General features: G+C 32.5%; 10 protein-coding genes. 9 read left to right on the plus strand and 1 reads right to left on the minus strand.

The genetic code is table 11. The features are described 5' to 3' along the window. Window positions 1–16 precede the first annotated feature (16 nt). The 7 genes from nagB to ACHRVL_RS07585 all read left to right on the plus strand — a co-directional run bounded on the left by nagB (window position 17) and on the right by ACHRVL_RS07585 (window position 8,834). Window positions 17–1,945, plus strand: a complete 1,929-nt coding sequence (gene nagB, locus ACHRVL_RS07555) for a glucosamine-6-phosphate deaminase (protein WP_129053640.1) — start codon at window positions 17–19, stop codon at window positions 1,943–1,945. Window positions 1,946–2,151: 206 nt separating this feature from the next. After that, entirely contained in the window at window positions 2,152–2,385 is a 234-nt protein-coding gene (locus tag ACHRVL_RS07560) for a DUF3820 family protein (RefSeq protein ID WP_278009233.1), read from the plus strand. Window positions 2,386–2,643: 258 nt separating this feature from the next. Further along, entirely contained in the window at window positions 2,644–3,303 is a 660-nt protein-coding gene (locus ACHRVL_RS07565; RefSeq protein ID WP_395411583.1) for a tetratricopeptide repeat protein, read from the plus strand. A gap of 424 nt (window positions 3,304–3,727) precedes the next feature. Then, window positions 3,728–5,341, plus strand: a complete 1,614-nt coding sequence (locus ACHRVL_RS07570; RefSeq protein ID WP_089055120.1) for a CTP synthase — start codon at window positions 3,728–3,730, stop codon at window positions 5,339–5,341. Between the two features lie 75 nt (window positions 5,342–5,416). Then, a complete protein-coding gene (gene yidC / locus ACHRVL_RS07575) occupies window positions 5,417–7,327 on the plus strand; it encodes a membrane protein insertase YidC (RefSeq protein ID WP_395411585.1) in 1,911 nt (636 codons plus the stop codon). 96 nt (window positions 7,328–7,423) lie between these two features. Next, window positions 7,424–8,140, plus strand: coding sequence for a toxin-antitoxin system YwqK family antitoxin (locus ACHRVL_RS07580; protein ID WP_395411587.1), 717 nt, complete (start codon window positions 7,424–7,426; stop codon window positions 8,138–8,140). Window positions 8,141–8,276: 136 nt separating this feature from the next. Next, complete coding sequence (locus ACHRVL_RS07585) at window positions 8,277–8,834, plus strand: DUF4956 domain-containing protein (protein ID WP_395411589.1); 558 nt, start codon at window positions 8,277–8,279, stop codon at window positions 8,832–8,834. Here ACHRVL_RS07585 and ACHRVL_RS07590 read toward each other — a convergent pair whose 3' ends face one another. Continuing rightward, window positions 8,835–10,712: a PEP/pyruvate-binding domain-containing protein gene (locus tag ACHRVL_RS07590; protein WP_395411590.1), complete on the minus strand. Its 1,878-nt coding sequence runs from the start codon at window positions 10,710–10,712 to the stop codon at window positions 8,835–8,837. Between the two features lie 333 nt (window positions 10,713–11,045). On the opposite strand from ACHRVL_RS07590, the gene mnmA reads away from it, so the two are divergent. Both mnmA and ACHRVL_RS07600 read left to right on the plus strand, forming a co-directional pair. Continuing rightward, complete coding sequence (gene mnmA / locus ACHRVL_RS07595; protein WP_395411591.1) at window positions 11,046–12,233, plus strand: tRNA 2-thiouridine(34) synthase MnmA; 1,188 nt, start codon at window positions 11,046–11,048, stop codon at window positions 12,231–12,233. Between the two features lie 42 nt (window positions 12,234–12,275). Then, on the plus strand, window positions 12,276–13,877 hold the full coding sequence (locus ACHRVL_RS07600) for a S8 family serine peptidase (RefSeq protein WP_395411593.1): 1,602 nt from the start codon (window positions 12,276–12,278) through the stop codon (window positions 13,875–13,877). Window positions 13,878–13,887 lie beyond the last annotated feature (10 nt).

Genomic DNA, 13,887 nt, shown 5'->3' on the forward strand with positions numbered 1-13,887 from the left:
AATAAACTACTATATCATGTTAAAAAGTAAAATCGACAAAGCAACAGGTTTCGAAAAGCGATTCGAAAACATCAACACAGTTGTTTTTGAAAATTCGAACGAAGCTTCAAAAGCAGTTGCTCAAGAAATTGCAGCTTTAATTCAATCGAAACAAAAAGAAAATCAACCTTGTATTCTAGGTCTTGCAACAGGTTCTTCTCCAAAAGGACTATATGCAGAGTTAGTTCGATTGCATAAAGAGGAAGGCTTGAGTTTTAAAAACGTAATCAGTTTCAACTTAGATGAATATTACCCAATGGAGCCAAATTCTATCAACAGTTATGTTCGTTTTATGAAAGAATTACTTTTTGATCATGTCGATATTTTACCTGAGAACGCTCATGTTCCTGACGGACTTTTAACTAAAGAACAAATTGCTGACTATTGCCACGAATACGAAGCAAAAATTGAAGCTTTAGGCGGAATCGATTTACAGATTTTAGGAATTGGAGGAAACGGACACATTGGTTTTAACGAATCAGGTTCGCTTCAAAACTCTAAAACACGTTTAGTAGCTTTAGATCATATTACTAGAGTAGCAGCAAGCAAAGATTTTTTTGGATTAAATAATACACCAAGAACTGCAATTACACTTGGAGTTAAAAAAATCATGGAAGCTAAAAGAGTTATCTTATTAGCTTGGGGTGAAGGAAAAGCAAATATTGTAAAAAGATCAGTTGAAGACGAAGTTACAAATCGTGTTCCAGCTTCTTTCTTGCAAGAACACAATAATGCAGTTTTTATTTTAGATAAAGAAGCATCTTCAAAACTGACAAGAATCAACAAACCTTGGCTTGTTGAGAAAATTGAATGGACTGATAAATTAACAAGAAAAGCAGTTTTAGGATTGGCATTAGATCTTAAAAAACCAATTTTAATGCTTACTGATGCTGATTATATCGAGAACGGAATGAGCGATTTATTAGCTGATTCAGGTCCAGCATACGATACTAATATTAAGATTTTTAATAAATTACAAAATACAATTACAGGCTGGCCAGGCGGGAAACCAAATTCGGACGATTCAAATCGCCCAGAAAGAGCAGAGCCGGCTAAAAAACGTGTATTAATTTTCAGCCCGCATCCAGATGATGATATCATTAGTATGGGAGGAACTTTTATGCGTTTGCAAGAGCAAGGACATGAAGTGCACGTAGCGTATCAAACTTCTGGAAATATTGCTGTTGCTGATGATGAAGCGTTGCGTTTTGCAAGATTCGTAATTGATTACAATGAAAAATTCGGAATCAAAAGCGAAGAGGCTGATAACATCTACAAAAAAGCACAAACATTCTTAGAGAATAAAAAGAATAGTGAAATTGATATTCCTGAAGTACGTTACATTAAAGGATTGATCAGAAAAGGTGAGGCGAGAGCAACAAGTCATTTTGTTGGATTGCCAGACGAACAGATTCATTTTATGGAACTTCCGTTTTATGAAACAGGTACAATTGAGAAAAAACCAATTGGACAGGAAGATATTCAGTTAACAATGGATTTAATTGAAAAAATTAAACCGCACCAAATCTACGCAGCAGGAGATTTAGCAGATCCACACGGAACTCATAAAGTTTGCTTAGATGCTATTTTTGAAGCAGTAAAAGCTTTAAAACCAAAATCATTCATGGATGACTGTTGGTTATGGTTATACCGCGGAGCTTGGCAGGAATGGGGAATTGACGAGGTTGAAATGGCTGTGCCAATGAGTCCAGACCAAGTTTTAGCAAAGCGTCACGGAATCTTCAAGCACCAATCTCAAAAAGACGGTGTTGTTTTTCAAGGAACAGATGCAAGAGAGTTCTGGCAGAGAGCTGAAGACAGAAATGCAGAAACAGCAGCTTTGTACCACCAATTAGGTTTGGCAACTTACGCAGCTATGGAAGCATTTGTGAGATGGCATTACTAAGGAACTAAGGTTCTTAGATTCTAAGTTTTTATTCGCCACGAATTCACGAATTATACTCAACTTAATTCGTGAATTCGTGGCGAAATTTTTTTATCCCGATAGCGGTTGGGAGTAGTGAAATAGTAAAAAATAATAATAGCTTTGCATATAATTGAAGCAAGAAGAAAGATCAATTCTTTCTTCTTGCTTCTTTTTTCTTCTAAACTATGGAACAAGACAAAAAACAGCTCATAAAATTAGCGCATACCAAAATGCCTTTCGGAAAATACGAAGGCCGTTTTTTAATAGATTTACCTGAATATTATGTGGTTTGGTATCATAACAAAGGATTTCCTAAAGGAGAGCTAGGGCAGCAGCTTCAGTTGATCTATGAATTAAAACTAAATGGATTGGAAGAGTTAATTCGAAATATTAAGAAGCAGTATCCTAAGCCGAATTAAATAGTAAGAAAAATCTTTGGTAGTTTGATTTTTTTTATATAAGTTTGAAATACAGAATATTATAATTTTCAAAAACAAAATGATACCACAGAATTCAAGTCTGAATTCATAAATGTGTACAAGTCAGTGTTTTTAAATTATAATATTTTTTTTATGCTAAAATTTACCTCTGTCTCAACTATAACTTGGGGGTACAAGAAACAATTTCTAACATATTTTTTATTTTTATTTCAATACTTCTTTAAGAGCAGAATTATAATGTCTGTTTTTCTACTTTTTACTCAAATTTGTATTTCACAAGCGGTTAACGTTAATCAATTGCTGATGGATGGAGAAAAAGCTTTTGTCGAAAATGACTTTTTATTAGCAAAAGAAATCTATATAAAAGCAGTAAATCTTGACATGAAAAATAAACATTGTTGGTTCAATCTTGCAGTTTCAGAACTAAAATTAGAAGAAAAGGACAATGCCTGTGAGCATTTCTATCAAGCTTATTTGCTAAATGATGGAGAAGCATTAAAAGTAATTAAAGAAAACTGTCCTAATTTTAGAAATGGAGAGATAATGTCGATCGAAGATGTTGAAGAAAAACCTAAGTTTATTTATAAAGAGGAAGAATATTTGCTTTTTGAAAAGAATGGTATTAATCGAAGATATATCGATCTTTTAAGAAGAAAATTTAGAGGTTCTAAAATCTTGTGTGAGAACCTAAAAGGACAAATATATATTCAGTTTACAATAAGTAAAGATAATTTTTTAGATATAAAAGTTCTTAGAGTTTTTGAAGAGAAAAAAAGGGAAGTTGTTAGAAAGGAAATTGATTCTATTTTAAATAATATGGTTGTATATGTTTCAGCTAAAAATAATGGACTAAATGTTGATTTATGGGAAAAGTGGACGCTTCCAGTTACATTCTAAATTCAACTATTTTTACGAGATACTCATTTTTTTATGTATTGTAAGTCCCGATGGAACAATATATATAAAGTATTGATTTCTAAAACATGGATATCGCTAAGGTGATTTGTTTATAAGGAATTCAAAAAATTAGACTCCGCTTAACTATAGTTTTTGATAAAAAGCTATTTTCTTCTGATTCTTATCATAGTAGAGAAACCTGAAACTAACATTAAATTATAAAATTTAATGCTGGGTTTTCAAGTCATTAGATGTAAATTCTCATATAATCTTTTGAAAATGTTTTGTTTTATAAAAATTGATGTTAAAAAAGATATTTAAAATGCAAGAACTCTAAAAATCTAAAAACCTTACAGCTAAATTATCCAATTAAATTTGTACTTTTGCCAAGTTTTTTACACAACTACATACAAACAACAACAGAATGAATCAAACAAAATATATTTTTGTTACAGGAGGTGTGACTTCTTCATTAGGAAAAGGTATTATCGCGGCATCTTTAGCAAAATTGTTACAAGGAAGAGGATATCGTACAACAATTCAAAAATTTGACCCGTATATTAACGTGGATCCAGGTACTTTGAATCCGTATGAGCATGGAGAATGTTATGTAACTGATGATGGAGCTGAAACAGATTTAGATTTAGGTCACTACGAACGTTTCTTGAATGTTCCTACTTCTCAGGCAAATAACGTAACTACAGGAAGAGTTTATCTTTCAGTAATTGAAAAAGAAAGAAGAGGAGAGTTTTTAGGAAAAACGGTTCAAGTTGTTCCTCATATTACAAACGAAATCAAAGACAGAATGCAATTGCTGGGTAAATCTGGCGATTACGATATTGTTATTACTGAAATTGGTGGAACTGTAGGTGATATTGAATCTTTACCTTATATAGAATCTGTTCGTCAATTAGTTTGGGAATTAGGTGAAAATAACGGAATTGTTATTCATTTAACATTAGTTCCTTATTTGGCTGCTGCAGGTGAGTTGAAAACAAAACCAACACAGCACTCTGTAAAAACATTGATGGAAAGCGGTATTAAAGCTGATATTTTAGTATGTAGAACTGAGCACGAATTGTCTCAGGAATTACGTCAAAAACTAGCTTTATTTTGCAATGTTAAAAAAGAAGCAGTAATTCAATCGATCGATGCTTCAACGATATACGAAGTTCCAAATTTAATGCTTGAAGAAGGGTTAGATGTTGTGGCTTTGAAAAAATTAGATTTACCTAAAAAAGCATCTCCAGATCTTAAAAACTGGAATACTTTTTTACGCAGATTAAAAAATCCAAAACATACCGTTAATATTGGTTTGATTGGAAAATATGTAGAAATGCAGGATTGTTACAAATCTATTTTAGAGGCGTTTATTCATGCAGGAGCTGCAAATGAAACCAAAGTAAATGTAATTTCTATTCACTCAGAGCATATCAATGCTGATAATATCGAGGAGAAATTAGGAACTCTTGATGGAGTTTTAGTTGCTCCAGGATTTGGAGAAAGAGGTATTGAAGGAAAAATTGAAGCAGTTCGTTACGCACGTGAAAATAACATTCCGTTTTTCGGAATTTGTTTAGGAATGCAGATGTCTGTTATTGAGTATTCTAGAAATATTTTAGGTTATGCTGATGCCAACTCAACAGAGATGAACGAAAAAACGGCTCATCCAGTTGTGAATTTAATGGAAGAGCAGAAAACGGTTACAGACAAAGGCGGTACAATGCGTCTTGGAGCTTGGAAATGTGATATTAAACCAAATACTTTAGCACATAAAATATATGGTGAAACAACAATTTCAGAGCGTCACCGTCACCGTTATGAGTACAATAACAAATATGCAGATGAATTGCAAAAAGCAGGTTTGAAAGCTTCTGGAGTTAATCCTGATACAGGATTAGTAGAGATTGTAGAGCTTGAAAATCACCCATTCTTTATTGGTGTTCAATACCATCCAGAATACAAAAGTACAGTTGCAAACCCACATCCAATTTTTGTAAACTTTGTGGCAGCTGCAGTAAATGCGCATAAAAAATAATAATTAATATTCTAGAAGATGTAACTTTTGAGTTAAACTCATTACTAATTCAACGAATAACTTTTTTAAATTATAATGGAAGAAAAAAAATTAGACCTTAATTCAATCATTGGTTTTGTATTGATATTCGGAATTTTGATTTGGATAATGTATCAAAATCAGCCTTCTGAGAAAGAAATTGCTGCTGAAAAAGCCAAGAAAGAATTAGTTGCTAAACAAGAAGCTCAAGCTCAGGCTGATAAAGCAAAAACTGCTGTTGCATCAACTGCTGCTGCAACTCCTGGTGATACTGTACAATTAGCGCAATTGCAAAAAACATTAGGTGGTTTCGCATATTCTGCTACGCTTCCTTCTGCAAAAGAGTCTTTTACAACAATCGAAAACGAAAAGATTAAACTTAAAATCGCTAATAAGGGTGGTTATATAGTTGAAGCTACTCTTAAAGAATTCAAAAAATTTGAGAAAAATTCAGGACAATTAGTTGAATTAATTAAAGATAATAATGCTAGTTTAAATATTAAGTTACAAACGATTGATAATAGAACTTTAAATTCTAAAGATTTGTTTTTTGAACCAACTTTAGAAAAAATTGGTGCAGATCAGGTTTTGTCAATGCGTTTGAAAGCGGGAGCTAATGAATTCTTAGAGTATAAATATGTATTAAAACCAAACGATTATTTAGTTGGTTTTGATATCCGTTCTCAAGGATTAAATAGAGTTTTAAATTCTTCTAAGCCATTGGATTTAGAATGGGATTTAAAGACATATAGAAACGAAAAGAGTATTTCTTATGAAAACCGTTATGCTGAAATTTATTATGAGCATGAAGATGGTAAGATAAATTATGCAGGTTTAGGTAAACATGAAGAAGAAACTGTTGAAAAAGTAAGTTTTATAGCTTACAAACAACACTTTTTCACATCTATTTTGTTAACTGAAAAACCATTTGCAACTTCTAAATTAGAGTCTACTAATTTGGTAAATGATGAAAAAATCGATACTGTTTTTACTAAACAATTTAAAACCAATGTGCCTTTGGCGTTTTCTAATGGTGAAGTTGATTATAAAATGAGTTGGTATTTTGGACCAGCAGATTACAAAGTATTAAAATCGTACGATAAAAATTTTGAAAAAATTATTCCTTTAGGTTGGGGAATTTTCGGTTGGATTAATAGACTTATTTTTATTCCATTATTTGGATTCTTGAGTTCAACAGTTGGATTGTCTTTAGGAATTGCTATTATCATTTTTACAATAATTATTAAATTGGCTATGTCGCCAATTACTTATAAGTCATTCTTGTCGCAGGCTAAAATGAAAGTTTTACGTCCAGAGATTACAGAGTTGGGAGAAAAGTTCAAAAAAGACCCAATGAAGAAACAACAAGAAACAATGAAACTTTACAATAAAGCAGGGGTTAATCCAATGGCAGGATGTATTCCGGCATTGATTCAGCTTCCATTTATGTATGCATCATTCCAGTTCTTCCCATCAGCTTTTGAGTTGAGACAAAAAGGTTTCCTTTGGGCAGATGATTTATCATCTTTTGATGCAATTGCAAAGTTGCCTTTTCATATTCCATTGTATGGTGATCATATTAGTTTGTTCCCAATTTTGGCGGCAATTGCAATTTTCTTTTATATGAAAATGACTTCAGGAGATCAACAAATGGCAGCGCCTCAGCAGGAAGGTATGCCAGACATGGCAAAAATGATGAAAATCATGATTTATGTTTCGCCATTAATGATGTTAATTTTCTTCAATAGCTATGGTGCTGGTTTAAGTTTATACAACTTTATCTCTAACTTAATTACAATAGGAATTATGTTTGTAATTAAAAACTACATTGTTGACAGTGATAAAATTCACGCTCAAATTCAAGAAAACAAATTGAGAGAGCCAAAGAAACCAAGTAAGTTTCAACAGCGTCTTCAAGATGTAATGGAACAGCAAGAAGCTGCAAAAGCTCAAAATAAAAAGAAATAAGAAAATAAAAAAAATCTCGATTCAGTCGAGATTTTTTTATATCTATGCTATACTTTATGAACCTCATTTTCGTTAAAGTTTAAAATTGATTACAATATGATTTATAAAAAAATAATAGTAGGATTACTTTTCTTAAGCACCTGTTTTTTATCTGCACAAGATTTTAATAAAAATGATGTAAACGGTAAGAAAGATGGAGTTTGGAAAGGAGTTTATGAAGTTTCTAAACGTCCTCGTTATGAAGGAACATTCAGTCACGGAAAAGAGACTGGTGTTTTTAAATTTTTTGATGATACCAAAAAAGGCGATGTTATTGCAACACGTGACTTTACTGCAAATGATGGAAGTTCGTATACTACATTTTTTGATCAGAATAAAAATAAAGTAAGCGAAGGCAAAGAAGTGGGAAAAGCGCATGAAGGCGAATGGAAGTATTATCATAAAGCTTCTAAAATAGTTATGATGCTAGAAAACTACAAAAATGGGAAATTGGAAGGGATGAAATTTATTTATTATCCAGATTCTAAAATTGCCGAAGAAATGACCTATAAGAATGGGGGCAAAGATGGAGTTTATAAAAAATACGGGCAAAACGGAAAGCTTCTAGAGCAAACGACTTATAAAGATAATTTGTATAACGGAGATGCTGTTTTTTATGATTCTGATGGAGCAGTAGCTTCAAAAGGGAAGTTTGTAAATGGTAAAAAAGCCGGAATGTGGCAGTTCTATATTAACGGAAAGTTGTTGAAAGAAGTAAACATGAGTGATCCTAAAAGCAGTTATCAAGCAGACTCAAAACCAATAAAAGAATAAAGAATTTACTGCCCGCTAAAGGGCAGTTTTTTTTGCTGTGAGTTTTTTTTATAAAGAGTAAAAAGATAATTAGTGAAAATTCGTGAAATTCGTGGCAATCTTTTTTCTAAATTTGGTTTGTTAATACTTTGAGTAAATGGATTTAAACGAACTTATTGGAAGATTTTTATTATTGTTTTTTTCAATTCTGCTTTTGTATTTTTTCTCTAACAGAAAAGATAATGAAACCATAAATCCATTGATGGTTATAGTTGGTCTTTGTACCTTTTCACTTTGTTATTTGTTTACTAAAATAGAAATTGGTGTTGGAATAGGGTTTGGCTTGTTTGCTATTTTTTCTATTCTTAGGTTTAGAACACAGTCTTTTACTGTAAATGCTATAATTTTTCTTTTTGCCACTATTACACTTTCGATTTTAGATATTATGTATCCTTTTGAAAAAATTGAGATTCTTTTATTTTTCCAAATCATCATAATCGGTTTTTATATTGCAGCCTCGATGATAGTCAATAAAAAAGCGTCAAAATATTTGAATACAGTCGATATAAAAATTCCATTGATAAGTGATTTTTCTTTAGAAAACGGAAACATCAGAAAAGCAATTCAAGAAAAAATTAATCTTGAAGATTTTGACTTTAAAATTGTTTTGGTCAATACCGTTTCAAATGAAATTGATCTGCTGGTTTTTTATTGATTATTCATTAAACGGTCTAACTTGTTTGATATAAAGATCTCTGTTTTCTCCCACAATTTTAAATTCGATATCAACTGGATGATAGGTGTTTTTTCGCCAATAACGATACATTTTTTCTTCAATTTTACTGCTCACAAGAAAAAGTCGGCTCATTTCTTTTCGGCTCAGTAAAGGCTCGTTATTGTTTAAATTTGAAATTGAAGTATAATCAATATCAAAATCGTCATCATTAGTTCCAGAATTAAAATGATAAGCGACAAATTGTTCGCAGATTTCGCCTTTTTCGGGTTTTACAACAGAGTTTTCTCCTTTTTGAATATTGACCGTAATACCTGGAAAGTTCTCTCTAAAGATGTTTTTTGTAATGATAACGCCATTGGCTAATTCATCGGGAAAAGAACGGTGTACTAAAACTCCCATTGCAATATTATGCTGATCGATTCCAAAAAGTTCTCTTTCGTTATACGAAGCCTCGTTCCAAACGCTGGCCCATACTTGCTTAATGGCTTTTTCGAAAGTTTTAATGCTGTCGCCTAAAATTCCTGTTTTAGAATCGTATAATCCTGCACCATTAAAATCATCAAGATCTTCGGCATTAGTTGAGGAGCGAAATCTAAAGTTTTTGAATTGAGCATTTTTAAATGTTTCATTTAGTTTTGCGATTAATACAGGATCAACAGGCTCTTTTTTGATGGCATCCCTAATTTTTTTCAACTGTTTGTTGACCCAAACCGCTGAATCTTTCTTTGTGGAAGTTAAAAGTTCACTGATTAATGGCGAAATTGACTCTTTTTGAAGGTGTTTCGTATAAAAATAAAACGGAATTGCATGTGCATTTTCGGGTGTTCTAAATGGTATTTCTTTCGAAACAGCAATTAAATAAGCCATGTTTTGAGCTTTTGATCCAATATAATTTACTCCCTTTTTTGGGATTTTAGATAAATCAACGAGATCAGTAACGGTGTTGTCAATAGTAAGTTTCTTTTTTTTAGAATTTACCTTTTCGACTATTTTTTTATCTGTTTCTTTGATAAAAAAAGTATCAACCTCAATTTTTAATTCCACTTTTTTAGAAAGCAGTTTGTTGATGTTTGTATCTTTAAAAACCTTAGTATAAGCCATAATAGGGATTTTTCGGTTTTTTCCTAAAAGAACTAAATGGCTTAATGGTGTTTGCAGTTCATTTACAATAATTCCTCTTACATTAGGCAAAACATCTGGTGTACCATCTAAAATTACAATTTCGTTTGAATTTGGTTTTCGGCTTTCTAAATCCTTTATTTTGTATTGTTTTAGGATACCAATATTACTTCCAGAAACCACTTCTTGGTAGGTAAGTTCATTAAAAATATAATCTGATTTTACACAGGAGATTTTAAACTTATTCTGCTGAAACCATTCCATTTGCTCAGGATTGTTCAAATAGAATTTTAAATTTTTTCCAATAAAAGTTGAATTTGTCACAAGATTAAAGAAACGTTCTATAAGCGGGATCGGCATATGATCTGAAGCAGCGAGTTCAAAAATCCATTTATCCGTTCCTTTAATATGGTTTAAATTTCCGAGTAAAAAATCGCGGTCTTTTTGAGTATTGCTGTAGTTTTCATTATTAAAAACTTCTAAATCTTTATTGTAATGCAGATAATTTAGTGCGAAATCATAATGAAGCGGAATCAATGTACTGTTGAAATAATACATTTTCTGTTTTCTTAAATCATATATTACTTTTACAGATTCTATATTCGAAAATTTATCAGACAAAGGTTTTCCTCTAAATGCCTTAAAGGCTTCATAATCTGGCAGCGTTGATGAATGCTTTTGAGCATTTAAAAACATCAAAACAAAATAGAATAACAGAGTGTAAATGTATTTTTGCATTACGATTTATTGAATAATAAAAGTAATTAATTAATCTGTTGGGTGCAATTATTTCAAACGCATAGAAACATAGCTTTTGCTGTCAAAAATTAGGCGTTTCACTTTTTTTAAATGCACATAGCAGCGCTATGCGAAAGAAATGTGTTTCTTTTTGTCTTCTTTTTTAGATATAATATCTATGTTTCTATGTGTTAGATTATTTTTTATAATTACACCCAACTAGTTAAACAATAAGTTTTATCTACCGCAGGATTATATAAACCAATTAAAACTACTGCAATTATCTATAATTTGGCTTACCTTTGCACCCTTGTAAAATATAAACATTTTAAAATGAAACGAGTAGTTGTTGGTCTTTCAGGTGGAGTAGATTCTAGTGTTGCGGCTTATTTGTTACAGCAGCAAGGATACGAAGTTATTGGGCTTTTTATGAAAAATTGGCACGATGATTCAGTTACTATTTCTAACGAATGTCCTTGGTTAGAAGATAGTAATGATGCTTTATTAGTTGCTGAAAAACTTGGCATACCGTTTCAAACTGTTGATTTAAGCGAGCAATACAAAGAAAAAATCGTTGACTATATGTTCAATGAATATGAAAAAGGAAGAACTCCAAATCCTGATGTGCTTTGTAACCGCGAAATCAAATTTGATGTGTTTATGAAAATTGCATTAAGTCTTGGTGCAGATTATGTTGCAACTGGACATTATTGCCAAAAAAGTGAAATTGAAGTGGATGGAAAAATGTTATATCAATTAGTTGCCGGAAATGATGTTAACAAAGATCAATCTTACTTTTTATGTCAATTATCGCAAGAACAATTATCAAAAGCTTTGTTTCCAATTGGAGCTTTAACTAAACCAGAAGTTCGTGAAATTGCTGCTGAAATGGAATTGGTTACAGCCGAAAAGAAAGATTCGCAAGGATTATGCTTTATTGGGAAAGTACGTCTGCCAGAATTTTTACAGCAAAAATTACAGCCAAAAGAAGGTAAAATTGTTCAGATCGATAAAAACGATCCAATTTACAATATCGAAAAACCAGCTGGTTTATCAATTGAAGAGGAATTGAAGTTAGACGCTCAAAAACCGCAATATCTTCCAACAATGGGGAAAATAATGGGCAATCATCAAGGAGCGCATTATTTTACTAACGGACAACGAAAAGGTTTAAATGTTGGAGGTACCACAGATCCTTTGTTTGTTATTGCGACTGATGTTGATACTAATACTATTTATACAGGATTAACAAGCAATCATCCAGGTTTGTTTAAAAAAGCTTTATTTGTCGAAAAATCAGAGATACACTGGATCCGCACAGATTTGACTTTAAAAGTTGGTGAAACTATGGAAGTAATGGCTAGAATTCGTTACCGTCAGCCTTTGCAAAAAGCTATTTTACATCAGTTTGAAGATGGAATGTATGTTCGTTTTGAAGAGCCTCAATCTGCGATTACCGAAGGTCAGTTTGCAGCTTGGTATTTGGAAAATGAATTAGTTGGTTCGGGAGTAATTTCTTAGCTTTATACTTTTTTACGGGGTTTTCCTTTTAAAAAAGTATTTATGAGACATTGTTTTACTTTTCTTTTAGTATTTGTTTCTACTTTGACATTTGCTCAGGGGGAGGATGCATGGGTTTATTTTACTGGAAAACCAAACTCACAGGACTTTTTTAATAATCCATCGCAAACATTATCACAACGAGCTTTAGACCGTCGTACAAAACAAAATATTGCCTTAAATATTTCAGATGCTCCTATTGAAATAACCTATGTAAATCAGATTAAGGCAAGCACGGGGATTTCTGTAATGGCTCAGTCAAAATGGCTCAATGCAGTTCATATTAGAGGTACGCAAGCCAATATTACAACATTAAAATCCTTTGCTTTTATTGAAAAAATAGTTTTTGCTAATAAAGCCTTGAATACAACAGCAAAACCAGCAGCTGTTCATGCTGCGGCAAAAACAAAAGAAAAGCTTAATACTACAATCGATTACGCTTACGGGAATTCAGCAAATCAAATTCAAATGTTGAACGGACAGGTGCTGCATCAACAAAACTATACGGGTTCTGGTAAAGTAATTGCTGTTTTAGACGGAGGTTTCCCAGGAGTAAATACAGCGCAGCCTTTTAAGAGATTAAGAGATAATAATTTGATTTTAGGTGGTTATGACTATGTAAATAGAAGTGCTGATTTTTATTCTGGCAACAGTCATGGAACCTCAGTTTTATCTACAATGGGTGGTTATACGGAAAATTCTTTGGTGGGAACTGCGCCAGATGCTTTTTATTATTTGTTTATTACAGAAGATAATGCCAGTGAAAATCCTGTTGAAGAATCATATTGGGTTGAAGCGGCAGAGCAGGCAGATGCTTTTGGAGCTGATATTATTACAACCTCATTAGGATATTTTGGATATGACGAGCCTAGTTATAGTCATACCTACAGCGATATGAATGGCACAACAAATTTTATTTCAAGAGGTGCTGAAATAGCTTTTAGTAAGGGAATGATTGTAGTGGCTGCAGCGGGAAATGAAGGAACAACTGCAGAGCCACATATTGGCGGGCCCGCAGATGCGGTTTCGGTTATTACCATAGGTTCTGTTAATGCTTCAAAAGTGAAAGCTGGTTCAAGTTCGATCGGGCCAAGTTTTGATAATCGAATTAAGCCGGATGTCATGGCACAAGGTGTTGCAGCAGTTGTTTCTAATGCAGCAGGAAATATTGGAACGACAAACGGAACTTCTTTTGCTTGTCCAATAATGGCAGGAATGGCAGCTTGTTTATGGCAGGCCTTTCCATCAAAAACGAACAAAGAAATTAGACAAATGATCCTGCAGTCTGCAGATCGCTATACTAGTCCTGATAATAATTATGGGTACGGAATTCCAAATTTTGGCTCAACCTTAGGTGTAGAAACGTTTCAATCTGCTGCCGATTTTTTGGTTTATCCAAATCCAGTTCAAACCAATATTTCATTTTCTTTTGATAATCCTAAAGCATCAGTAGCGATTTATTCTATTTTGGGGCAAAAAGTGATAGAAAAAGAAATCACAAGTCAAAACCCATTACTTTCTGTAGAAACTCTAACCAGCGGACTTTACTTTTATACTTTTGATAGTGAAGGTTTGCATAAAACAGGAAAAATAATCAAACAATAACAGCCCAATC

It is taken from the genome of Flavobacterium sp. FlaQc-28 (assembly GCF_044007415.1).
Taxonomy (GTDB): Bacteria; Bacteroidota; Bacteroidia; order Flavobacteriales; family Flavobacteriaceae; genus Flavobacterium.

What these genes read in the sequence shown, in the direction of transcription:
- nagB (WP_129053640.1), top strand. Translation starts at nt 17, where the DNA reads ATGTTAAAAAGTAAAATCGACAAAGCAACAGGTTTCGAAAAGCGATTC.
- ACHRVL_RS07560 (WP_278009233.1), top strand. Translation starts at nt 2,152, where the DNA reads ATGGAACAAGACAAAAAACAGCTCATAAAATTAGCGCATACCAAAATG.
- ACHRVL_RS07565 (WP_395411583.1), top strand. Translation starts at nt 2,644, where the DNA reads ATGTCTGTTTTTCTACTTTTTACTCAAATTTGTATTTCACAAGCGGTT.
- ACHRVL_RS07570 (WP_089055120.1), top strand. Translation starts at nt 3,728, where the DNA reads ATGAATCAAACAAAATATATTTTTGTTACAGGAGGTGTGACTTCTTCA.
- yidC (WP_395411585.1), top strand. Translation starts at nt 5,417, where the DNA reads ATGGAAGAAAAAAAATTAGACCTTAATTCAATCATTGGTTTTGTATTG.
- ACHRVL_RS07580 (WP_395411587.1), top strand. Translation starts at nt 7,424, where the DNA reads ATGATTTATAAAAAAATAATAGTAGGATTACTTTTCTTAAGCACCTGT.
- ACHRVL_RS07585 (WP_395411589.1), top strand. Translation starts at nt 8,277, where the DNA reads ATGGATTTAAACGAACTTATTGGAAGATTTTTATTATTGTTTTTTTCA.
- ACHRVL_RS07590 (WP_395411590.1), bottom strand. Translation starts at nt 10,712, where the DNA reads ATGCAAAAATACATTTACACTCTGTTATTCTATTTTGTTTTGATGTTT.
- mnmA (WP_395411591.1), top strand. Translation starts at nt 11,046, where the DNA reads ATGAAACGAGTAGTTGTTGGTCTTTCAGGTGGAGTAGATTCTAGTGTT.
- ACHRVL_RS07600 (WP_395411593.1), top strand. Translation starts at nt 12,276, where the DNA reads ATGAGACATTGTTTTACTTTTCTTTTAGTATTTGTTTCTACTTTGACA.